We start from the raw sequence: 21,539 nt of genomic DNA on the forward strand, positions 1-21,539 counted from the left end.
AATCCTTTTGAAAAAATAGAGGCCACTTCTTGTGTCTGCAAGTTTGAATATTAAGAAAACCTTAAGCCAGGCCGGCGGATTGGCGCCAACAAGGTCTTGCGAGGCCTCTTCGCAAGTTACCCGGTAGTAACCGAAGCCATCAAAGAACAGCCAGCCAAGTAAGAACGCTCAACTAGACTGCATAATCATGCAGAAGTTGGCAAAACTTCCGGGCTTGGACCTGGCTAGACGCTCTGGCATGCGCCTCAGGCCGAGGCGTCCAGGTCTGGCTGGGCTTCGGGCAGGGGCTGCCAGTTGAAGGTCTGGGCTATTACCCGGCGGTATTCGGTATCTATGGCCACGGGCGTGCGCCGGATATAGTCCCGCGCATGGGCCTGCCGCTCGTGATCGAGGGTGCGCAGATAGTGGAGCGCTTCCGCCGCCGTGGGCATGCGCTGATTCAGACCACCACTGCGCGGCGGCAAGGCCGTCCAGACCACGGCGTCGACGCCCTGCTCCGCGGCCCAGGCGGCGATGCGCGGCTGAAAGGGCGAATGCGGACCACTCGGCCAGCTGCCGATGCATTCGGGCTGCTCTCTTGGCACCCCCTCGCGCTCACGCAGGGCGTCGCGCGCTTCTTCCAGGGTGTCGACCGCCAGATAGGCCCAGAGCACCTGGACCTCGGCCACACCGTCACAGATGACCGTGGCCAACTCGCCGCTGTCACCTTCCCGGGCGAATTCGATGGGCAACCTGGGGCCGTCCTCGAACCAGTCCGAGGCGACCGGCAATTCCGCCGCCTTCCAGATCAACGACCCCCAACCCAGACAGGCGATCTTCATGGCCACTCCTACGCATCGACGTTAGGCCATTGGAGACTAACGAAGCGTCGGGGGTTTCCTGGCGGCAAGACTTGGCGACAAAAGTGCAGGACGAAAAAAAGCGGCCGCAAGGGCCGCTTCTTTCGTTACCCGCGAGCCGGAGCTCGCGGGTGGTAGGTGGCGCAGCGGACGGGACTCGAACCCGCGACCCCCGGCGTGACAGGCCGGTATTCTAACCGACTGAACTACCGCTGCGCATGGAAGCCTTGCGGCATCCTGCTGGCACTTGCCGAGAACCTGTTCAGCGGGGTTCTCTGCACCAGCGGCCGCTAAGATACTGATTTATCAGGGAAGAAACAACAGGCGTAGCGAAAATATTTCTCGCCGTGCACAGCCGGCGGCGTCCCCCGTCTCGTTCAGGCCGCGGCGCCAGCGGCCTGCTGCCTGAGCAGGCCGAGAAAGCCTTCCAGGGCCGCGCTGGGTACCTGCCCCGTGCGCAGCAGGATACCGAAGGGCGTCAGGGGTTCGGTGATCTCCAGGTCGAGCGAGACCATCAGCCCGGTACGCAGGTGATCGCGCACCACCGCCTCGGTCAGCACCAGGATGGCGTCGGTGATCTGTACCAGCTGCAGCATGGCGAATACCGAGCCGCATTCGATGACGTCCGCGGGAGGTGGCAACTGGCGCCGGGCGAAGGCGGCCTCCAGCGCCACCCGGGCCGGACTGGCTTCGGGCTGCAGGATCCACGGCCACTCGGCCACCAGTTCGGCCAGATCGGGCGCGGCGCGCCCGGCCAGCGGATGCCCGGTGCGCACCACCACCGCCAGGTGCTCGTTGCCCAGGGGCTCGAAGGTGAAGCGACCGAGATCGGCCGGCTGGGTGAAACGGGCGATGGCCACATCGATCCGCTCCTGCTCCAGCAGCTCGGTGAGCTGGTCGCTGGTGTCGCCGAGGATGCGTAGCTGCAGGCCCGGCTGGCGCGCCTTGCTCTCGGCGATGGCCCGCACCACCAGATCGGGCAAGGCGCCCATGATGGCGCCCACCGCCAGATGCCCATAGCCACCGGAGCGCCGCGCATCAAGGTCTTCGGCGCAGCGATCCAGGCCATTGAGGGCGCGCCGGGCGAACTCCAGGATCTCCGCGCCCAGCGCCGTGGGCTTCAGGCCGCGCGCCTGGCGTTCGAACAGCGCGCAGCCAAAGGCTTCCTCGACGTCCTGCAGCATCCGCGTGGTGGCTGGCTGGGACATGTGCAGGGCTTCCGCGGCGCGGTGCAGATTGCGGGTACCGGCCAGGGTCACGAGCATCAGCAGGTGCTTGTAACGCAGGCGACTGAACAGCGCGCGGGCATGAGGAGAAGCGTTCATTAACGGCGTCCTGATGGGGCGAGCGGCGGCGGGTCCTGCAGGGCGGGAAGGCTCTGGCCAAGACCGCGCGCGAATCGATACCTTAAGGGTATCGGTTCTAAACAAAAAGCGATTATCCAGGCATTGCAACTGCGACTACCTTGAGCCGTGGCCGAATCACAACAACAAGAGAGATCGCCATGCACACCACCCTGTCACCGGGGCTGGTCGCCAAGGTCACCCGGCGCCTGCTGCCCTTCCTGCTGCTGATGTACGTCATGGCCTTTCTCGACCGGGCCAACGTGGGTTTCGCCAAGGTCGCCTTCCAGGCCGACACCGGCATCTCCGACGCGGCCTTCGCCTTTGGCGCCGGGGTCTTCTTCGTCGGCTACGCCTTTCTCGAGATTCCCAGCAACCTGATCATGCACCGCGTCGGCGCCCGGCTGTGGATGTGCCGGATCATGGTCAGCTGGGGTCTGATCTCCGCCGCCATGATGTTCGCCCACACGGCGACGGCCTTCTATGTGCTGCGCTTCTTGCTCGGGGTGGCCGAAGCCGGCTTCTTCCCGGGCGTCATCCTCTACCTCACCTACTGGTTCCCCTCGCGCTACCGCGCCCGAGCACTGGGCTTCTTCTACTTCGGCGCACCCCTGGCCTTCATCTTCGGCAGTCCGCTGTCGGGCCTGCTGCTGGAATTCGACGGCCTCGGCGGTCTGCACGGCTGGCAGTGGATGTTCCTGGTCGAAGGGCTACTGGCCAGCTTGGTGGGTGTCTGGGCCTGGTTCTACCTGGACAATCGGCCGCGCGATGCCCGTTGGCTGAGTGCCGAAGAAAAGCAGACGCTGCAGCAGGCGCTGGATGCCGAAGACGCCGCCAAGCCGCACCACGGCGGCCTGCTGCGCCTGCTCGGACAGCCGCGCATCCTGCTACTGTGCAGCATCTACCTGCTGATCCAGGCCAGCGTCTATGGCGTGGTCTTCTATCTGCCGACCCAGGTGGCCGGGCTACTCGGGCAGAAGGTCGGGCTGCTGGTCGGCCTGGTCTCGGCGATTCCCTGGGTCTGCGCCCTGCTCGCCGCCTGGCTGATCCCCAGCTGGTCGGATCGCACCGGCGAACGCCGGCGCACCGCCGCCGCCACCCTGGCCATCTCCGGTCTGGGCATCGCCGCCTCGGTGACCTTCTCGCCGCTCTATGCCCTGATCGCCCTGTGCTTCGCCGCCGCCGGCTTCATCGCCGTGCAGCCGCTGTTCTGGACCTTTCCGTCCGACCAGTTGCGCGGCAGCGCCGCCGCGGGCGGCATCGCCCTGATCAATACCTGCGGCGCCATCGGCGGCTTCATCGCGCCCCTGGCCAAGCGCTGGGCCGAGGTGACCTTCGCCCACCCCGGCGCCGGCCTCTATCTGCTCGCCGGCACCACCCTGGTCGCCGCCGCCCTGATCCTCGGCCTGCGCCGCCGCGACCAGGCCGATCCCCAACCCCAGCTCACGCCCAGTCATTAAGGGAGCCTCGCCATGACCCTACCCACCATCAAGCAGGTGCGCGCCTACACCCTTCGCGGCGGCGGCGCCGACTACCACGACCAGGGCGACGGCCACTGGATCGACGACCACATCGCCACGCCCATGGCCAAGTACCCGGAATACCGCCAGAGCCGGCGCAGCTTCGGCATCAATGTGCTGGGCACCCTAGTGGTGGAAGTCGAGGCCAGCGACGGCACCGTGGGCTTCGCCGTCACCACCGGCGGCGAGCTGGGCGCCTTCATCGTCGAGCGGCATCTGGCGCGCTTCCTGGAGGGGGCCAAGGTCACCGACCTGGAAAAGATCTGGGACCAGATGTACCTCTCCACCCTCTACTACGGGCGCAAGGGCATCGTGCTCAACACCATCTCCGGGGTGGATCTCGCGCTCTGGGACCTGCTCGGCAAGCTGCGCCAGGAGCCGGTGCACCAGTTGCTCGGCGGCGCCGTGCGCGACGAATTGCAGTTCTATGCCACCGGCGCCCGGCCGGACCTGGCCAAGGAGATGGGCTTCATCGGCGGCAAGTTGCCGCTGCAGCATGGCCCGGCCGAGGGCGAGGAAGGCTTGCGCAAGAACCTGGAGGCCCTGGCGACCATGCGCGAACGGGTCGGCGACGACTTCTGGCTGATGCTCGACTGTTGGATGAGCCTGGACCTCAACTACGCCACCCGCCTGGCCCAGAGCGCCCAGCAATTCGGTCTCAAGTGGATCGAGGAGGCGCTGCCGCCGGACGACTACTGGGGCTATGCCGAACTCAAACGCAACGTGCCGAAGGGCATGCTGGTCACCACCGGCGAGCACGAAGCCACCCGCTGGGGTTTCCGCCTGCTGCTGGAGATGGGTTGCTGCGACATCCTCCAGCCCGACGTCGGCTGGTGCGGCGGCCTCACCGAGCTGATCCGCATCTCGGCCCTGGCCGATGCCCACAACGCCCTGGTGGTTCCCCACGGCTCCTCGGTCTACAGCTACCACTTCGTCATCACCCGCACCAACAGTCCCTTCGCCGAGTTCCTGATGATGGCGCCCAAGGCCGACGAGGTGGTGCCCATGTTCCATCCGCAGTTGCTCGACGAACCCGTCCCGGTGCGCGGCCGCATGCGCGCCTCGGCGCTGGATCGGCCCGGCTTCGGCGTGCGCCTCAATCCGGAGTGCGCCCTGGAACGTCCCTATCGCCACTGAGGCGTTGCCCAGGAGGGCTGGATGAAAGCGACCCAAGACACCCTGGCGACGCCCCTGCCGGATGTGCGCCCCGCGGCAACGCCGCTGCCACCCAAGAGTGCCCGGCTCAAGCGGGTCCAGGTGATCGCCCTCGCGCTGCTGGTGCTGGCCGGCTTCGTCAACTACCTGGACCGCAGCACCCTGGCCATCGCCAACCAGACCATCAGCGGCGAACTGGGCTTCACGCCGACCGAGATGGGCCTGCTGCTGTCGGCCTTCGCCTGGGCCTATGCCTTCGCCCAGCTGCCCATCGGCGGCCTGCTGGATCGCTTCGGCGCGCGCCTGACCCTGGGCCTGGGCATCTGCCTCTGGTCCATCGCCCAGGGCGTGCTCGGGCTGCTCAGCAGCCTGCACCTGATGATCCTCGCCCGCGTCGGCCTGGGCATCGGCGAGGCGCCGCAATTCCCGGCCGGCGCCAAGGTGGTCAGCGAGTGGTTCAACGTGCGCGAGCGCGGCCTGCCCTCCGGCATCTTCAACCTCTCCTCCTCGCTGGGACCGGCGATCTCCCAGCCGATCCTCACCGCCCTGCTGCTATGGCTGGGCTGGCGGCAGATGTTTATCGCCATGGGCGTGCTGGGCGTCCTGGTGGCGGCGCTCTGGTACCTGAGCTATCGCGACCGGGTCCAGGTGGCGCTGGACGCCGCCGAGCGGGCGCACCTGGACGCCGGGCTGCCACCCCAGGACGCCGGCCAGCGACTGACCTTCGCCGACTGGCTGGGGCTGTTCCGCCGCCGCCTGACCTGGGGCGTGGTGATCGGCTACGTGGGCATCATCTACATGCTGTCGCTGTTCCTGACCTGGCTGCCGGCCTACCTGGAGCGGGTCCATCACCTGTCCCTGGCCCAGGCCGGCTGGGTCGCCAGTCTGCCGTTCCTGGCCGGCGCCTGTGGCGTGATCGGCGGTGGCCTGCTGGTGGATCGCCTGACCCGTAGCGGGCGCAGCCTGGCCTTCAGCCGCAAGCTGCCGATCTGCGGCGGTCTGGCCGCAGCCGGGCTGTTCGCCCTGTGCAGCGCCGGGGTGGCCGGCATCGGCAGCGTCATCCTCTGCTTCAGCCTGGCGCTGTTCAGCCTCAACGTGGCGGTGGCCGGCACCTGGTCGCTGGTCAGCGTCGCCGTGCCCTCGCATCAGGTCGCCTCGCTGGCCAGCATCCAGAATTTCGGCGGCTACTTCGGCGGCGCCTTCGCCCCGGTCATCACCGGCATGATCGTCCAGCAGACCGGCTCCTTCGGCCTCGCCCTCGGCATCGCCGCCGCGGTCGCGGTGGCCGGCGCCCTGAGCTACGGCCTGCTGGTGCGCCTGCCCGATACCCCTTCCTGATTCCCCTGGAGACCACCGTCATGGACCTGCCACGCAATCCCTTCAAGGCCCGCCTCACGGGCAGCGATACCCTCTATGGCCTCTGGGCCGGCTTCGCCACCGGCTATGCCGCCGAAATCGCCGCCAGCACCGGCTACGACTGGCTGCTGATCGACGGCGAACACGCACCCAACACGGTACCGAGCATCCTCGCCCAGTTGCAGGCGGTGGCGCCCTACCCCACGGCGCCGGTGGTGCGCTGCGTGACCGGTGACGCGGTGCTGATCAAGCAGTTGCTGGACATCGGCGTGCAGACGCTGATGGTGCCCATGGTGGAGACCGCCGACCAGGCCCGCGCCCTGGTGCGGGCCATGCGCTATCCCCCGCATGGCATCCGCGGCGTCGGCGGCGGCCTGGCCCGCGCTACCCGCTGGGACGCGGTGCCCGACTACCTGCACAACGCCCATACCGAGCTGTGCCTGATCGTCCAGGTGGAGTCGCGCCTGGGCAGCGACAACGTCGCCGAGATCGCCGCGGTGGAAGGGGTGGATGCCGTCTTCGTCGGTCCGGCCGATCTCTCCAGCGGCCTGGGCCATGCCGGCAATCCGGGCCATCCCGAGGTGCAGGCGCGCATCCGCGCCGCCATCGACGCCACCCGCGCCGCCGGCAAGGTGGCCGGGATCCTGGCGCCCCAGGAAGACGATGCCCGGCGTTATCGCGACTGGGGTTGCCAGTTCGTCGCCGTCGGCATCGACATCAGCCTGTTCCGCCAGGCAGCGCTGGCCAACCTGGCCCGCTATCGCCCCCTCGACGCGCCCCAGGCGCCCTCTCGCACCTACTGACCCGGAGTCCGCCATGGCCGATCTGCCCGCTTACCAGAACTACATCGATGGCCGCTTCCTGCCGGCCGCCGAGGACTTTCTCGTCCACAACCCGGCCACCGGCGAGGCCCTGGCCCGGGTGCCGGCCTCCAGCCGCGACCACGTCGACCAGGCCATCGCCGCCGCCCGCCGCGCGCAAAAGGCCTGGGCCCGCAAACCGGCGATCGAGCGGGCCGGCCATCTCAGGCGCATCGCCGCCAAGCTGCGCGAGCAGGCACCACGACTGGCGCAAACGATTGTCGCCGAACAGGGCAAGATCCACGGCCTGGCCGAGGTGGAGGTCAATTTCACCGCCGACTACCTCGACTACATGGCCGAGTGGGCGCGGCGCATCGAAGGCGAGATCATCACCAGCGACCGACCCGACGAGCAGATCTTTCTCCTGCGCAAGCCACTGGGTGTGGTGGCCGGCATCCTGCCCTGGAACTTCCCCTTCTTCCTGATCGCCCGCAAGCTGGCGCCGGCGTTGCTCACCGGCAACACCATCGTCATCAAGCCCAGCGAAGAAACCCCGATCAATGCCCATGAATTCGCCCGCCTGGTGGCCGAAACGGATCTGCCGCCCGGGGTGTTCAACCTGGTCAGCGGCGCCGGTTCCGTGGGGGGCCAGCTCAGCGCCCACGCCGGCATCGACATGGTCAGCTTTACCGGCAGCGTCGCCACCGGCTCGCGGATCATGGCCGCTGCCGCACCGAATTTGACCAAGCTGAACCTGGAGCTGGGCGGCAAGGCGCCGGCCATCGTCCTGGCCGATGCCGACCTGGACCTGGCGGTCCGCGCCATCCGCGACTCGCGCATCATCAACACCGGGCAGGTGTGCAACTGCGCCGAGCGGGTCTATGTGGAGCGCGCGGTGGCCGAGGCCTTCATCGAGCGCATCGGCCGCGCCATGGCCGCCACCCGCTATGGCGACCCCCAGGCCGACACCGGCGTGGAGATGGGACCGCTGATCAACGCCGCCGGTCTGGACAAGGTGGCGGCCAAGGTCGACGTCGCCCTCGGCCAGGGCGCGCGCCTGGTCACCGGTGGCCGTCGTGCCGACCTGGGTCGCGGCTTTCACTTCCAGCCCACGGTGCTGGCGGACTGTCGCGCGGACATGCCGATCATGCGCGAAGAGATCTTTGGCCCCGTGCTGCCGATCCAGATAGTCGATGATCTCGACGAAGCCATCGCCCTGGCCAACGACTGCGAATACGGCCTCACCTCCTCCGTCTATACCCGCAGCCTGGGCAAGGCCATGCACGCCATGCGCGAGATCGACTTTGGCGAGACCTACATCAATCGGGAGAACTTCGAAGCCATGCAGGGCTACCACGCCGGGGTACGCAAGTCCGGCATCGGCGGCGCCGACGGCAAGCATGGCCTCTATGAGTACACCCATACCCAGGTGGTCTATCTGCAGGGCTGAGTAGCGCTGCCCGGTCCCCTGCCTGGCCTGCCCGGGCCGGTTCGCTCGAATGTTCTTGGGCGAACGCGGGTCGAAACAGCTGCAACCCAAGACCAGGCAAGGGCCAAGGGCCCCAGGGAGACCAGATGCAGAACTACCACATCCTACCCACCGACACCGGCTGGGAATTCAAGGAAGAGCATGGCGATCGCGCCCTGCTGAAGGCCTCGACCAAGGACGCCATCGTCCACCAGGCCGCGCAATACCTGGACGGCAAGACCGGCAGCGTCAAGATTCACACCGCGGATGGCCGCATCGAGGAAGAGCGTACCTATCCACGCAGTGCGGACCCGGCGCAGTCCAAGGGCTGAGGTCGAGGCGCCTTGCCCCGCTACCCCGCCGCCGACACCAGGAACTGCCGAAACGCCTGAGCCCCAGGGCCCAGGCGCTCCTCGGGACTCCAGATCAGGCCCAGCTCCATGGGCGGGATGGTATCGGCCACCGGGCGGGCTTCCAGCTTGCGGCCTTCCAGCGACCAGCCGCGATAGAGCATGTCGGAGAGGATGGTCACGCCGAAGCCGTGGGCGACCAGGCCGCGCAGGGATTCCATGGACGAGGTCTTGAACACCACGTTGGGTTCCAGGCCTGCCGCCCGCCAATAGCGCAACGTGGAGGTCTCGCCTTCGTCCACCGTGGCAAGGATGTAGGGATAGGGGGCGATATCGGCCAGGGTGACGCACTCCGGCGCCAGCAGCGGATGGGCGCTAGGCAGCCAGAGCTGACGCGGCGAGCGCATCAGCAGATGACGCTCGAAGGGCTGGGTGGCGTCGACGTTGGAGATGACGGTGAGGCCCAGCTCCAGGGTGCCGTCGGTGATGCCGGCTTCGATGCTGGGTCGGTCCATGTCGCGCAGGTCGATGTCGATCTGCGGATAGCTGCGCTTGAAGCGCGCCAGTAGGGTCGGCAGGTAGTAGCCGAGCACTGCATAGGAGGCGCCGACGCGCGCCTGGCCAGTCAGGGCATGACTCTGGAACAGCGGCTGGCTGACGGCGTCCTGCAGGGTGTCGAGGATGTGCCGGGCATGGTGATAGAACTGGTGGCCCTCGGCGGTGAGCTTCACCCCATGGGGCAGGCGCTCGAACAACCGCACGGCGAGCCTCGCCTCCAGCTGACTGACCGCCGTGGTGACTGCGGACTGACTGACGTTGACCGCGCTGGCGGCCAGGGAAAACTGGCTGTTCTCGGCGGCGGCGACGAAGTAGCGCAGCTGCCGCATCGAGATGTCCTGGTGCAGTGCCATCTGATTTTCCAATACCTGGATTCTATTTTTATCGTTTCACGATAGCGCATTTCTCCTCCTAGACTCAGAGGCACAGGCGCGCCGCCTTCCTCTCGCGGTCGCCATGACAAGAACAATGAACAGGAGGACGGACCATGAGCGCCCTGGCGCCCGCGTTCCGCACCCGCGCGTCGAGCGCACCCTTGCCCCGCCGTCGGCGGCCCTGCCCGACGTCCTTGCGGCTATCGCTTTCGGGCCACGCCCGCGCCTGGCCGATGAAACAGCCCCGCCCTGTCCCTTTCCGCTCCGCACCGTGCCTGGCGGCCGCCCTGCGCACGCCTGTTCGGCTGACCGCTCGCACCCGACAATCCCAACAACAGGTGACCCCATGAGCTACCCGAGTCTCAACTTCGCCCTGGGCGAGACCCTCGACCTACTGCGCGATCAGGTGCGCACCCTGGTCGCCCGCGAGGTGGCGCCCCGCGCGGGCGAGATCGATGCCAGCAACAGCTTCCCCATGGATCTCTGGCGCACCTTTGGTGACCTGGGGCTGCTCGGCATCACCGTGGGCGAGGAATACGGCGGCGCAGGACTCGGCTACCTGGCCCATGCGGTGGCCATGGAAGAGATCAGCCGCGGCTCGGCTTCGGTGGCCCTGTCCTACGGCGCCCATTCCAATCTCTGCGTCAACCAGATCCATCGCAATGGCAGCGCCGCGCAGAAGGCCCGCTACCTGCCCGGACTGGTCAGCGGCGAGCACGTCGGCGCCCTGGCCATGAGCGAACCCAACGCCGGCTCGGACGTGGTCTCCATGAAGCTGCGCGCCGAACGCCGCGGCGATCGCTATGTGCTCAATGGCAGCAAGACCTGGATCACCAACGGCCCCGATGCCCACACCTATGTCATCTACGCCAAGACCGAACCGGAAAAGGCGGCCCATGGCATCACCGCCTTCATCGTCGAGCGTGACTGGAAGGGTTTCAGCCGCGGCAGCAAGTTCGACAAGCTGGGCATGCGCGGCTCCAACACCTGCGAGCTGTTCTTCGACGACGTGGAGGTGCCGGAGGACAACGTGCTGGGCCAGGTCAATGGCGGGGTCAAGGTGCTGATGAGCGGCCTGGACTACGAGCGGGTGGTGCTCGCCGGCGGCCCGGTGGGCATCATGCAGGCCTGCCTGGACGTGGTGCTGCCCTATGTCCACGACCGCAAGCAATTCGGCCAGAGCATCGGCGAATTCCAGCTGATCCAGGGCAAGGTGGCCGATCTCTACACCGGCCTCAACGCCAGCCGCGCCTATCTCTATGCCGTGGCCCAGGCCTGCGACCGCGGCGAGACCACCCGCAAGGACGCCGCCGGGGTGATCCTCTACACCGCCGAGAAGGCCACCCAGATGGCCCTGGAAGCCATCCAGATCCTCGGTGGCAACGGCTACATCAACGAATACCCCACCGGTCGCCTGCTGCGCGACGCCAAGCTCTACGAGATCGGCGCCGGCACCAGCGAGATCCGCCGCATGCTGATCGGCCGCGAGCTGTTCAACGAAACCCGGTGAGGACGCCTTCATGACCGTGCTGACCTCCACGCTGAACCGGCGCACCCCGGACTACCAGCGCAACGCCGCCGCCATGGCCGAACAACTGGCCCGGCTCGACGGGCTGCTGGCGCGCATCCGCGAAGGCGGCGGGGCCAGGGCCCAGGCGCGCCATACCGCGCGCGGCAAGCTGCTGCCCCGCGCGCGCATCGATCTGTTGCTGGACCCAGGCTCGCCCTTCCTGGAAATCGGCGCCCTGGCCGCCCTCGACGTCTACGAGGAAGAGGTACCGGCCGCCGGGGTGGTGGCCGGCATCGGCCGCATCGAGGGCGTCGAGTGCATGATCATCGCCAACGACGCCACGGTGAAGGGCGGCTCCTACTATCCGCTCACGGTAAAGAAGCACCTGCGCGCCCAGGCCATCGCCCTGCAGAATCGCCTGCCCTGCCTCTATCTGGTGGATTCCGGCGGCGCCAACCTGCCGCGCCAGGAGGACGTCTTCCCCGACCGCGAGCACTTCGGGAGGATCTTCTTCAACCAGGCGACCATGAGCGCCCAGGGCATCCCGCAGATCGCCGTGGTGATGGGTTCCTGCACCGCCGGTGGCGCCTATGTGCCGGCCATGAGCGACGAGACCATCATGGTGCGCCAGCAGGCCACCATCTTTCTCGCCGGTCCGCCGCTGGTGAAGGCCGCCACCGGCGAGGTGGTCAGCGCCGAGGAACTGGGCGGCGCCGATGTCCATTGCCGGACCTCCGGCGTGGCCGATCACTACGCCGAAGACGATGCTCATGCCCTGGCCCTGGCCCGGCGCTGCATCGCCAACCTCAACTGGCGCAAGCTGGGCGACTTGCAACTGAAGACGCCTATCCCGCCCCTCTACCCGGCCGAGGAACTGCACGGTCTGGTGCCGGCCGATCCCAAGCAGCCGCTGGAGGTGCGCGAGGTGATCGCGCGGCTGGTGGACGGCAGCGTCTTCGATGAATTCAAGGCGCAATTCGGCACCACCCTGGTCTGTGGCTTCGCCCACCTGCACGGCCATCCGGTGGCCATCCTCGGCAACAACGGCATCCTCTTCGCCGAATCTGCGCAGAAAGGCGCGCACTTCATCGAACTGGCCTGCCAGCGCCGCATCCCGCTGCTGTTCCTGCAGAACATCACCGGCTTCATGGTGGGCAAGAAATACGAGGAAGGCGGCATCGCCAAGCACGGCGCCAAGCTGGTCACCGCAGTGGCCTGCGCCCGGGTGCCCAAATTCACCGTGATCATCGGCGGCAGCTTTGGCGCCGGCAACTACGGCATGTGCGGTCGCGCCTACGATCCACGCTTCCTGTGGATGTGGCCCAACGCGCGCATCGGCGTGATGGGTGCCGAGCAGGCGGCCGGGGTGCTGGTGCAGGTCAAGCGCGAGCAGGCCGAACGCGCCGGCGAGGCCTTCGACGACGAGGAGGCGGCGCGGATCAAGGCCCCCATCGTCGAGCAGTACGAACGCCAGGCCCATGCCCACTATTCCAGCGCGCGGCTGTGGGACGACGGGGTGATCGACCCGGCCCAGACCCGCGAGGTCCTCGCCCTGGCCCTGTCGGCCAGTCTCAATGCCCCTCTCGAGCCGACGACCTTCGGCGTCTTCCGGATGTAGGCCATGACTGACTTCCACACCCTGGAACTGATCCGTGATCCACGCGGCTTCGCCACCCTCTGGCTCGATCGCCCGGATCGCCACAATGCCCTGGATGCGCAGCTGATCGCGGAGTTGGGCAGCGTGCTCGCCGAGATCGCCAGCGATCAAGCCCTGCGCTTTCTGCTCCTGCGCGGCCGCGGGCGGCACTTCTGCGCCGGCGCCGACCTCGCCTGGATGCAGGCCTCGGCCCGCCTGGACGCCGCCGCCAATCGCGCCGACACCGAGCGCCTGGCCGAGGTGATGTATCGCCTGCAGGCCTTGCCGATGCCGACCCTGGCGGTGGTCCAGGGCGCGGCCTTTGGCGGCGCGGTGGGCCTGGTCAGCTGCTGCGACCTGGCCCTGGCCGCGGGCGACGCCATCTTCTGCCTGTCGGAGGTGCGCATCGGCCTGGTGCCGGCGGTCATCGCGCCCTTCGTGACTCGCGCCCTGGGCGAGCGCATGGCGCGCCGCTACATGCTCGGCGCGGAGCGCTTTTCCGGCGAACGCGCCGCCGAGCTGGGCCTGGTGGCCGAGACTGCGCCGGCTGCCGACCTGGACACCCTGGTCGAGGCCTGGATCGCCCGGCTGCTGGACAACGGGCCCCAGGCATTGCGCGCCTGCAAGCGGTTGCTGGACGGCGCTGGCGCGGGCGCACCCCCCGACGAGGTGCGCTCCTTCACCGAGGGCCTGATCGCCGAGGTACGCGTCACCCCCGAAGCCCAGGAAGGCCTGCAGGCCTTTCTGGAGAAACGTCGTCCCGCCTGGCAGGAGACCTCGCCATGACCTTCGACCGTCTGCTCGTCGCCAACCGCGGCGAGATCGCCTGCCGGGTGATGCGTACGGCCAAGGCCCTCGGCCTGGGTACCGTCGCCGTGCACAGCGCCATCGATGTCGACGCCCGCCATGTGCGCCAGGCCGATCAGGCAGTGGACCTGGGCGGGACCAAGCCGGCCGACAGCTATCTGCTGGGCGAGCGCATCATCGCCGCGGCCCTGGCCACCGGCGCCCAGGCGATCCATCCGGGCTACGGCTTCCTGTCCGAGAATGCCGCCTTCGCCGAGGCGGTGGCCGCGGCAGGGCTGGTCTTCGTCGGTCCTCCCGCCGCGGCGATCCGCGCCATGGGCAGCAAGTCCGCGGCAAAGGCGCTGATGACCGATGCCGGGGTGCCCCTGGTGCCGGGCTATCACGGCGAGGACCAGTCCCTGGCCACCTTTCGTGACGCCGCGGCGCGCATCGGCTATCCGGTCCTGCTCAAGGCCACCGCCGGCGGCGGCGGCAAGGGCATGAAGATCGTCGAACACGAAGCCGACCTGGCCGAGGGCCTTGCCTCGGCCCAGCGCGAGGCGCTCTCGGCCTTTGGCGATGCACGGATGCTGGTGGAGAAATACGTGCTGCAACCGCGCCATGTGGAGATCCAGGTGTTCGCCGATGCGCACGGCCATTGCCTCTATCTCAACGAACGCGACTGCTCCATCCAGCGCCGCCACCAGAAGGTGATCGAGGAGGCGCCCGCGCCGGGTCTCACGCCCGAATTGCGCCGGGCCATGGGCGAGGCGGCGGTGCAGGCGGCCCAGGCCATCGGCTACGTCGGCGCCGGCACCGTGGAATTTTTGCTCGACGCCCGTGGCGACTTTTTCTTCATGGAGATGAATACGCGGCTGCAGGTGGAGCACCCGGTCACCGAGGCCATCACCGGCCTGGACCTGGTGGCCTGGCAGCTGCGCGTGGCCGCGGGCGAAGCCCTGCCCCTCACCCAGGCGCAGGTGCCCTTGCACGGCCATGCCATCGAGGTGCGCCTCTATGCCGAGGACACCGACCAGGGCTTCCTGCCGGCCTCGGGCACCCTGCAGCTCTATCGCGAGCCCGCGGCCGGTCCGGGGCGGCGAGTGGACAGCGGCGTAGAGGAAGGCGACGAAGTGTCGCCCTTCTACGATCCCATGCTGGCCAAGCTGATCGCCTGGGGCGACAGCCGCGAACAGGCGCGCAAGCGGTTGCTGGCCATGCTCCAGGACACCGCGGTGGGCGGCTTCGCCACCAACCTCGCCTTCCTGCAGCGCCTGCTCGCCCATCCGGCCTTTGCCGCGGCGGAGTTGGACACCGGTTTCATCGAGCGGCATCAGGCGGCCTTGCTGCCCGCACCCGCAGAACTGCCGGAGGCCTTCTGGACCCTGGCGGGCCAGGCCTGGCTGGCGACGCTGCCCGCCGCTGCCGATCCCACGTCACCCTGGGCGTCCCGCCAGGGCTGGCGCCTGGGTGGACCACCACGCATCGCGCTGCGCCTGGCCTGTCGTGGCGAGGTGCGCACCCTGAGCCTGGTCGACCCGCTGGCCGTCGCATTGAGCGGTGATCGGCTCCACTGGCAGGTGGACGGCGTTCGCCACAGCGCCCGTCTCCATCGCCGAGGGCCGACGCTGTTTGTCGAATGGCAGGACCGTTTCGAAGCCGTCACCTGGGCCGATCCGCTGGCCGAGGTCGCGCGCCAGGCGGATGCCGGTGGCCTCACCGCGCCGATGAACGCCAGCGTGGTAGCGGTTCCGGTGGCCGTGGGCGACATCGTAGAAGCCGGGGCCCCGCTGGTGGTGCTGGAGGCGATGAAGATGGAGCACAGCATCCGCGCGCCCCGTGCCGGCGTGGTGGCGGCGCTGTTCTGTAGCCCGGGCGAGCTGGTGGCCGAGGGCGCCCCGCTGGTGGAACTGGAGGAGGTGGCACCATGAGCGATGCCCTGCCGTCCCGGGTGCGGCTGGTCGAGGTCGGACCCCGCGATGGCCTGCAGAACGAGCCCCAGGCGCTGGGCATCGCCGAGCGTATCCAGCTGTGCACGGCGCTGGTCGCCAGTGGAATGCATCATCTGGAGGTGGGCAGCTTCGTCTCGCCACTCTGGGTGCCGCAGATGGCCGGGACCGCCGAGGTGCTGGCAGGACTCGGCCGGCCCGAGGGCGTGGTTCGTTCGGTACTGGTACCCAACCTGAAAGGTTTCGAAGCCGCACTGGCGGCGGGGGTGGACGAGATCGCTGTGTTCGCCGCCGCCTCGGAGGGCTTCTCCCAGCGCAACATCAATTGCTCCATCGCCGAGAGCCTGGCGCGCTTCGTGCCCGTGGTCGAGGGCGCGCGGGCGGCGGGCATCCGGGTGCGCGGCTATGTGTCCTGCGTGCTGGGCTGCCCCTACGATGGCGAGGTCGCAACCGACCAGGTGGCGAGCGTGACCCGCGAACTGCTGGAGCTGGGCTGCGCCGAGGTCTCCCTGGGCGATACCATCGGCGTCGGCACCCCGGGCCGGACCCGGGCGCTCTGGCAGCGACTGGGCCGGGAGGTGCCCCTTAGCCAACTGGCCGGGCATTTCCACGACACCTACGGCCAGGCCCTGGCCAACGTCTACGCCAGCCTGCTCGAAGGCGTCGCGGTGTTCGACAGCTCCGTCGCCGGGCTCGGCGGCTGTCCCTATGCCCAGGGCGCCAGCGGCAATGTCGCCAGCGAGGACCTGGTCTATCTGCTGGATGGCCTGGGCATAGCGTCCGGCGTCGACCTGGAGAGACTGGTCCGCGCCGGACGGGACGTTTCCGCCCTGCTCGGTCGCCCCAATCAATCGCGGGTCGGCCGCGCCCGGGCAACGCGAGCGGTCAACTAGCCGGGGCCCTGGCCGGCGCCCATGGCAACCGCCGGGGCTTGCTCTCATAATGGCAGCCTCTCTCATCCAAGGACCCGCTTTGGCCAGGAAGTCCCGACGCGAACTCGCCCAGCTCGATGGCACCACCGAGCTGCCCCTCACCGTGCGCGAGGTCGCCCTCGCCGCCGGGGTGTCGCCCATTACCGTGTCCCGGGCACTGCACCGCCCGAGCCTGGTGAGCGCCGCCACCCGCGAGCATGTCCTGGCCGTGGTCAAGGAACTGGGCTATGTGCCCAATCTCCTGGCGGGCAGCCTGGCCTCCAGCAAGAGCCGGCTGGTGGCCATCCTCTTGCCCACCATCGCCAATTCCATCTATGCCACCGTGGTGCAGGCGATCATGGATCGCCTCACCGCGGCGGGCTACCAGGCGCTGATCGGTCCGACCGGCTATTCACCGGAAAAGGAAGAGGAACTGCTGGAAGCCATCCTCGGCCGCCGCCCCGATGGCATCGTCCTCACCGGCACCCTGCACACCCCGGCGAGTCGCGCGCGGCTGGCGGCGCTGAACATCCCGGTGGTGGAAGCCTGGGACCTGAGCGCCGAGGCCCTGGACATGCAGGTGGGCTTTTCCCACGAGCAGGTCGGCGTGGCCCTGGCGGAGCACTTCGTCGCCCGCGGCTATCGCCGCTTCGGGGTGATCTCGGTAGACGATCCCCGCGCCATGCGCCGCAACCTGGCTCTGCAGGCCCGCCTGGTCGAACTGGGCATCCCCGAATTGCCCATGGAAGTGCTGCCCCTACCCGCCACCTGGGAAGTCGGCCGCATCGGCCTGGCGCGCCTGCTGGAACACCCCGAACCGCCGGAGCTGGTGCTGTGCAGCTCCGACACCCTGGCCCTGGGCGTGGTCGCCGAAGCCAGCAGCCGCGGCCTGCGCATCCCCGAACAGCTGGCGGTGGTCGGCTTCGGCGACACCACCAACGGCCGCTTCGCCACCCCGGCGCTGTCCACGGTCAGCGTCAATGCCGATGCCATGGGCCAGCGCGTCGCCCAGGCGCTGCTCGACCGCCTCGCGGGCGATCAAACTGCGGTAAGCCTCGACACCGGTTTCGCCCTGATCGAGCGGCAGAGCTCCTAGCCACTTTTTTGCGCCCGGCCACAGATTTAACGGTTGAATGATAGCGTTATCTGTTTAATGATAACGCTATCGTTGTCAGACGACTTACAACATAAGCCCGCTACACGATGTCAGCCCGCACACAAAAACAAACCAGTGGGAGCTCTCCATGCACGAAACCAAGCAGACGCGCGTCCGCTATCTGATCCTGTTCATGCTGTTCGTGGTGACCACGATCAACTACGCCGACCGCGCCACCATTTCCATCGCCGGCTCCGCCCTGCAAAAAGACCTCGGCATCAGTGCCGTCTCCCTCGGCTACATCTTCTCCGCCTTCGGCTGGGCCTATGTGCTCGGCCAGATCCCCGGCGGCTGGCTGCTCGATCGCTTCGGGTCGAAGAAGGTCTATGCGGCAAGCATCTTCACCTGGTCGGTGTTCACCATGCTGCAAGGCTACATCGGTGAATTCGGCATCGGCACCGCGGTGTTCCTGCTGTTCGCCCTGAGATTCATGGTCGGCCTGGCCGAAGCGCCCTCCTTCCCCGGCAACGCCCGCATCGTCGCCGCCTGGTTCCCCACCAAGGAGCGCGGCACCGCCTCGGCCATCTTCAACTCGGCGCAGTACTTCGCCACCGTGCTGTTCGCGCCGCTGATGGGCTGGATCGTCTACCACTTCGGCTGGCAGCACGTCTTCGTGGTGATGGGCGCCCTGGGCATCGCCTTCTCGGCGGTGTGGATGGCGGTGATCTACAGCCCCCGCGAACATCCCCGCGCCAACAGCGCCGAGGTCGAATACATCGCCAGCAACGGCGGCCTGGTCGACCTGGACACCCCCGGCAAGAAGAGCGAAGGTCCGAAGTGGAGCTACATCGGCCAGCTGCTGACCAATCGCATGATGGCCGGCATCTACCTGGGCCAGTTCTGCATCAACGCCCTCACCTACTTCTTCCTCACCTGGTTCCCCGTGTACCTGGTGCAGGAACGCGGCATGACCATCCTCAAGGCCGGCATCATCGCCTCCCTGCCGGCCATCTGCGGCTTCATCGGCGGCGTGCTCGGCGGGGTGATCTCCGACTGGCTGCTGCGTCGCGGCAGCAGCCTGAGCGTGGCGCGCAAGACCCCCATCGTCGCCGGCATGCTGCTGTCGATGAGCATGATCCTCTGCAACTACGTCGACGCCGACTGGATGGTGGTGGGCTTCATGGCCATGGCCTTCTTCGGCAAGGGCATCGGCGCCCTGGGCTGGGCGGTGGTCTCCGATACCTCGCCCAAGCAGATCGCCGGCCTCTCCGGTGGCCTGTTCAACACCATCGGCAACCTGTCCTCCATCACCACCCCGATCATCATCGGCTACATCATCGCCGCCACCGGTTCCTTCAAGATGGCCCTGGTATTCGTCGGTGCCAATGCCCTGGTGGCCGCCATCAGTTACCTGTTCGTCGTCGGCGAGATCAAGCGCGTCGAGTTGCGCGGCGTACCCACGCCGCCTGCCGAAGCCCCGCTCGCCGCTGAAACCTCTCGCTGATCGCCAAGGAGCCCGACCATGACCCAATTCAACGCCACCCCCGCCCTGCACACCGGCACCCCGGTGGTCACCTCGCTGGAAGTCGTGCCCGTCGCCGGCCAGGACAGCATGCTGCTCAACCTGAGCGGCGCCCATGGCCCCTACTTCACCCGCAACGTGCTGATCCTCAAGGACAGCGCCGGCCGCACCGGCGTCGGCGAGGTGCCCGGCGGCGAGAGCATCCGCCAGACGCTGGAAGACGCCCGTCAATTCCTCATCGGCCAGCCGCTGGGGCAGTACCAGCGCATCCTCGGCCAGGTCCGCCAGGCCTTCGCCGGTCGCGATGCCAGCGGCCGTGGCCTGCAGACCTTCGACCTGCGCATCACCATCCACGCCGTCACCGCCCTGGAAGCCGCCCTGCTCGACCTGCTCGGCCAGCACCTGGAGGTGCCGGTGGCGGCCCTGCTCGGCGAAGGCCAGCAGCGCGACGCCGTGGAGATGCTCGGCTATCTGTTCTATGTCGGTGACCGCAACAAGACCACCCTGGACTACCGCAGCGAAGCCGAGAGCGACGACGCCTGGTTCCGCGTGCGCAACGAAGAGGCCCTGACCCCTGAGACCGTGGTGCGCCTGGCCGAGGCGGCCTATGACCGTTACGGCTTCAAGGACTTCAAGCTCAAGGGCGGCGTACTCAGCGGCGACGCTGAGATCGAGGCGGTCACCGCCCTGGCCGAGCGCTTCCCCGAGGCGCGCGTGACCCTGGACCCCAACGGCGCCTGGTCGCTCAAGGAAGCCATCCGCCTGTGCCGCGACCAGCACCATGTGCTGGCCTATGCCGAGGATCCCTGTGGCGCCGAGAACGGCTATTCCGGACGCGAGGTGATGGCCGAATTCCGCCGCGCCACCGGCCTGCCCACCGCCACCAACATGATCGCCACCGACTGGCGCCAGATGGGTCACGCCATCCAGCTGCAATCGGTGGACATCCCCCTGGCCGATCCGCACTTCTGGACCATGCAGGGCTCGGTGCGGGTGGCGCAGATGTGCAACGACTGGGGCCTGACCTGGGGTTCGCACTCCAACAACCACTTCGACATCTCCCTGGCCATGTTCACCCACGTCGCCGCCGCGGCGCCGGGCAAGATCACTGCCATCGACACCCACTGGATCTGGCAGGACGGCCAGCGCCTGACCAGGCAACCGCTGGAGATCAAGGGCGGCCTGGTGGCGGTGCCGCAGCAGGGTGGCCTGGGCGTGGAGCTGGACCTGGACGCCCTGGCCCGCGCCCACGAGCTGTACAAGGCCAAGGGCCTCGGTGCGCGCGACGACGCCATGGCCATGCAATTCCTCTCGCCCAACTGGACCTTCGATAACAAGAAGCCCTGCCTGGTGCGCTAGGCCCTTCGGCCCACCAACAGCGCCCGCTCCGGACTCTCCGGGGCGGGCGCTGTTTCCGTTCCAGCGTCCGACACCTGGAATTACACCTACCGATAGCCTGCTAAGCGTTCGTTAAGCTCACCGGATGGACACTGACCCCAAGGTATCTCGCAACCCTGCCCGATACCCCCGCGGTTCCAGTTACTTTCGTATCCGGGAGAAGCACATGAACCTCAATCGTCGTATCGCCAAGAGCCTCCTCGTCCTGACCATCGCCTCGGTGTTTTCCACCGCCGCCCTGGCCGACACCCGACCCGACATCGCCACCCAGCAGGTCGCCACCCTGCCGGCGATCTCCCAGCAGGGACAGCAGGCCTTCATGGACGTGGTCGCCGCCCGCCAGGACCTCTTCGAGGCCCATGTCGATCAGGCCAAGCAGCACCTGGCCGCCGCCGAGAGCGCGCTGCAGACCGCCCAGACCGACAAGACCGCCTACCTCAAGTCGGCCAGGGACCTGCGCGGTCAGGACGGCAAACTCATGCAGGTCTCCGCGCAGGACGCCAAGGCCACGTCCTGGCTGCCGATCTGGAGCGGCATGGCGCTGCGTGACGACTATGTCGCCACCCCGGCCAAGAACCAGGCCGTGGCCCAGGCCAACGAGAAGATCCAGCAGGGCGATACCAAGGCCGCCGGCGAGATCCTCAAGGTGGCCGGCGTCGACGTCGACTACTCCACCGCCGTGCTGCCGGCCCAGGAAACCCTGGATCTGGTGCACCGGGCCAATCAGGAGCTGGGCCACGAGCAATACTGGCAGGCCAACCTGACGCTCAAGCAGGTGCAGAACAGCCTGAGATACGACAACGCCAACGTCGACGTGACCCCCACCGGCTGGTTCTCCAAGACCACCACGGTGTTCACCCCGGTCGACAAGACCTGAGCCGGTCGCGGCGGCCTGATGCAGGCGGGATCGTTAACTTCAGCGTAACGATTCCGCGTTCAGGTTGATTGAACGCCGGGGAAGCGAGGTC

The 21,539-nt window shown here is 67.8% G+C and carries 18 protein-coding genes and 1 tRNA gene; 15 read left to right on the plus strand and 4 right to left on the minus strand.

Features of this window, described 5'->3' with window-relative positions; all coding sequences use genetic code 11:
* Positions 1-245: 245 nt before the first annotated feature.
* The 3 genes from QKY98_RS08255 to QKY98_RS08265 all read right to left on the minus strand — a co-directional run bounded on the left by QKY98_RS08255 (position 246) and on the right by QKY98_RS08265 (position 2,164).
* Positions 246-821 (minus strand): hypothetical protein, encoded by a 576-nt coding sequence (locus QKY98_RS08255; protein ID WP_027599529.1) that lies wholly within the window; start codon positions 819-821, stop codon positions 246-248.
* A 157-nt stretch (positions 822-978) separates the two neighbouring features.
* A tRNA-Asp gene (locus tag QKY98_RS08260) sits at positions 979-1,055 on the minus strand.
* A gap of 161 nt (positions 1,056-1,216) precedes the next feature.
* A complete protein-coding gene (locus tag QKY98_RS08265) occupies positions 1,217-2,164 on the minus strand; it encodes a LysR family transcriptional regulator (RefSeq protein WP_007158516.1) in 948 nt (315 codons plus the stop codon).
* Positions 2,165-2,343: 179 nt separating this feature from the next.
* Here QKY98_RS08265 and QKY98_RS08270 point away from each other — a divergent pair, with 179 nt between their 5' ends.
* The 6 genes from QKY98_RS08270 to QKY98_RS08295 all read left to right on the plus strand — a co-directional run bounded on the left by QKY98_RS08270 (position 2,344) and on the right by QKY98_RS08295 (position 8,813).
* The gene (locus QKY98_RS08270) at positions 2,344-3,642 is read left to right on the plus strand and encodes an MFS transporter (protein WP_058791406.1); all 1,299 of its coding nucleotides are present in this window, start codon (positions 2,344-2,346) and stop codon (positions 3,640-3,642) included.
* 12 nt (positions 3,643-3,654) lie between these two features.
* A complete protein-coding gene (rhmD, locus tag QKY98_RS08275; RefSeq protein WP_278895412.1) occupies positions 3,655-4,839 on the plus strand; it encodes an L-rhamnonate dehydratase in 1,185 nt (394 codons plus the stop codon).
* Positions 4,840-4,860: 21 nt separating this feature from the next.
* Positions 4,861-6,195 carry an MFS transporter gene (locus tag QKY98_RS08280; RefSeq protein ID WP_284670658.1) on the plus strand — a complete coding sequence of 445 codons (1,335 nt, stop codon included), beginning with the start codon at positions 4,861-4,863 and terminating at the stop codon, positions 6,193-6,195.
* A 20-nt stretch (positions 6,196-6,215) separates the two neighbouring features.
* Positions 6,216-7,016: an aldolase/citrate lyase family protein gene (locus tag QKY98_RS08285; RefSeq protein WP_074582576.1), complete on the plus strand. Its 801-nt coding sequence runs from the start codon at positions 6,216-6,218 to the stop codon at positions 7,014-7,016.
* A gap of 13 nt (positions 7,017-7,029) precedes the next feature.
* Entirely contained in the window at positions 7,030-8,463 is a 1,434-nt protein-coding gene (aldA, locus tag QKY98_RS08290) for an aldehyde dehydrogenase (RefSeq protein ID WP_284670659.1), read from the plus strand.
* Positions 8,464-8,588: 125 nt separating this feature from the next.
* Positions 8,589-8,813, plus strand: coding sequence for a DUF2188 domain-containing protein (locus tag QKY98_RS08295; RefSeq protein ID WP_007158522.1), 225 nt, complete (start codon positions 8,589-8,591; stop codon positions 8,811-8,813).
* A gap of 20 nt (positions 8,814-8,833) precedes the next feature.
* On the opposite strand, the gene QKY98_RS08300 is transcribed toward QKY98_RS08295, so the two are convergent.
* Positions 8,834-9,742, minus strand: a complete 909-nt coding sequence (locus QKY98_RS08300) for a LysR family transcriptional regulator (RefSeq protein ID WP_284670660.1) — start codon at positions 9,740-9,742, stop codon at positions 8,834-8,836.
* A gap of 367 nt (positions 9,743-10,109) precedes the next feature.
* On the opposite strand from QKY98_RS08300, the gene QKY98_RS08305 reads away from it, so the two are divergent.
* From QKY98_RS08305 to QKY98_RS08345, 9 genes are all read left to right on the plus strand, one after another.
* Positions 10,110-11,273 (plus strand): isovaleryl-CoA dehydrogenase, encoded by a 1,164-nt coding sequence (locus QKY98_RS08305; RefSeq protein WP_007158524.1) that lies wholly within the window; start codon positions 10,110-10,112, stop codon positions 11,271-11,273.
* Positions 11,274-11,283: 10 nt separating this feature from the next.
* Positions 11,284-12,891 carry a carboxyl transferase domain-containing protein gene (locus tag QKY98_RS08310; RefSeq protein ID WP_044342045.1) on the plus strand — a complete coding sequence of 536 codons (1,608 nt, stop codon included), beginning with the start codon at positions 11,284-11,286 and terminating at the stop codon, positions 12,889-12,891.
* Positions 12,892-12,894: 3 nt separating this feature from the next.
* The gene (locus QKY98_RS08315) at positions 12,895-13,695 is read left to right on the plus strand and encodes an enoyl-CoA hydratase-related protein (protein WP_284670661.1); all 801 of its coding nucleotides are present in this window, start codon (positions 12,895-12,897) and stop codon (positions 13,693-13,695) included.
* Positions 13,692-15,626 (plus strand): acetyl/propionyl/methylcrotonyl-CoA carboxylase subunit alpha, encoded by a 1,935-nt coding sequence (locus QKY98_RS08320; protein WP_284670662.1) that lies wholly within the window; start codon positions 13,692-13,694, stop codon positions 15,624-15,626. The genes QKY98_RS08315 and QKY98_RS08320 overlap by 4 nt, the downstream gene beginning before the upstream one ends.
* On the plus strand, positions 15,623-16,537 hold the full coding sequence (locus tag QKY98_RS08325) for a hydroxymethylglutaryl-CoA lyase (protein ID WP_181083702.1): 915 nt from the start codon (positions 15,623-15,625) through the stop codon (positions 16,535-16,537). The genes QKY98_RS08320 and QKY98_RS08325 overlap by 4 nt, the downstream gene beginning before the upstream one ends.
* Positions 16,538-16,616: 79 nt before the next feature.
* Entirely contained in the window at positions 16,617-17,651 is a 1,035-nt protein-coding gene (locus QKY98_RS08330) for a LacI family DNA-binding transcriptional regulator (RefSeq protein WP_284670663.1), read from the plus strand.
* Between the two features lie 148 nt (positions 17,652-17,799).
* A complete protein-coding gene (locus QKY98_RS08335) occupies positions 17,800-19,155 on the plus strand; it encodes an MFS transporter (protein WP_027602164.1) in 1,356 nt (451 codons plus the stop codon).
* 18 nt (positions 19,156-19,173) lie between these two features.
* Positions 19,174-20,532, plus strand: coding sequence for a glucarate dehydratase (gene gudD / locus QKY98_RS08340; protein WP_077172725.1), 1,359 nt, complete (start codon positions 19,174-19,176; stop codon positions 20,530-20,532).
* 205 nt (positions 20,533-20,737) lie between these two features.
* Positions 20,738-21,448 (plus strand): YfdX family protein, encoded by a 711-nt coding sequence (locus tag QKY98_RS08345; RefSeq protein WP_284670664.1) that lies wholly within the window; start codon positions 20,738-20,740, stop codon positions 21,446-21,448.
* Positions 21,449-21,539 lie beyond the last annotated feature (91 nt).

This window comes from Pseudomonas sp. HR1 (assembly GCF_030175875.1).
GTDB classification, from domain to species: domain Bacteria; phylum Pseudomonadota; class Gammaproteobacteria; order Pseudomonadales; family Pseudomonadaceae; genus Chryseomonas; species Chryseomonas oryzihabitans.

Excerpts from the sequence above, each read along its gene's own strand:
- QKY98_RS08300 (WP_284670660.1), bottom strand. The coding sequence starts at position 9,742 with ATGGCACTGCACCAGGACATCTCGATGCGGCAGCTGCGCTACTTCGTC.
- QKY98_RS08335 (WP_027602164.1), top strand. The coding sequence starts at position 17,800 with ATGCACGAAACCAAGCAGACGCGCGTCCGCTATCTGATCCTGTTCATG.
- QKY98_RS08265 (WP_007158516.1), bottom strand. The coding sequence starts at position 2,164 with ATGAACGCTTCTCCTCATGCCCGCGCGCTGTTCAGTCGCCTGCGTTAC.
- QKY98_RS08320 (WP_284670662.1), top strand. The coding sequence starts at position 13,692 with ATGACCTTCGACCGTCTGCTCGTCGCCAACCGCGGCGAGATCGCCTGC.
- QKY98_RS08270 (WP_058791406.1), top strand. The coding sequence starts at position 2,344 with ATGCACACCACCCTGTCACCGGGGCTGGTCGCCAAGGTCACCCGGCGC.
- QKY98_RS08310 (WP_044342045.1), top strand. The coding sequence starts at position 11,284 with ATGACCGTGCTGACCTCCACGCTGAACCGGCGCACCCCGGACTACCAG.
- QKY98_RS08255 (WP_027599529.1), bottom strand. The coding sequence starts at position 821 with ATGAAGATCGCCTGTCTGGGTTGGGGGTCGTTGATCTGGAAGGCGGCG.
- QKY98_RS08315 (WP_284670661.1), top strand. The coding sequence starts at position 12,895 with ATGACTGACTTCCACACCCTGGAACTGATCCGTGATCCACGCGGCTTC.
- QKY98_RS08345 (WP_284670664.1), top strand. The coding sequence starts at position 20,738 with ATGAACCTCAATCGTCGTATCGCCAAGAGCCTCCTCGTCCTGACCATC.
- QKY98_RS08285 (WP_074582576.1), top strand. The coding sequence starts at position 6,216 with ATGGACCTGCCACGCAATCCCTTCAAGGCCCGCCTCACGGGCAGCGAT.
- QKY98_RS08325 (WP_181083702.1), top strand. The coding sequence starts at position 15,623 with ATGAGCGATGCCCTGCCGTCCCGGGTGCGGCTGGTCGAGGTCGGACCC.
- QKY98_RS08295 (WP_007158522.1), top strand. The coding sequence starts at position 8,589 with ATGCAGAACTACCACATCCTACCCACCGACACCGGCTGGGAATTCAAG.
- aldA (WP_284670659.1), top strand. The coding sequence starts at position 7,030 with ATGGCCGATCTGCCCGCTTACCAGAACTACATCGATGGCCGCTTCCTG.
- QKY98_RS08305 (WP_007158524.1), top strand. The coding sequence starts at position 10,110 with ATGAGCTACCCGAGTCTCAACTTCGCCCTGGGCGAGACCCTCGACCTA.
- rhmD (WP_278895412.1), top strand. The coding sequence starts at position 3,655 with ATGACCCTACCCACCATCAAGCAGGTGCGCGCCTACACCCTTCGCGGC.
- QKY98_RS08280 (WP_284670658.1), top strand. The coding sequence starts at position 4,861 with ATGAAAGCGACCCAAGACACCCTGGCGACGCCCCTGCCGGATGTGCGC.
- gudD (WP_077172725.1), top strand. The coding sequence starts at position 19,174 with ATGACCCAATTCAACGCCACCCCCGCCCTGCACACCGGCACCCCGGTG.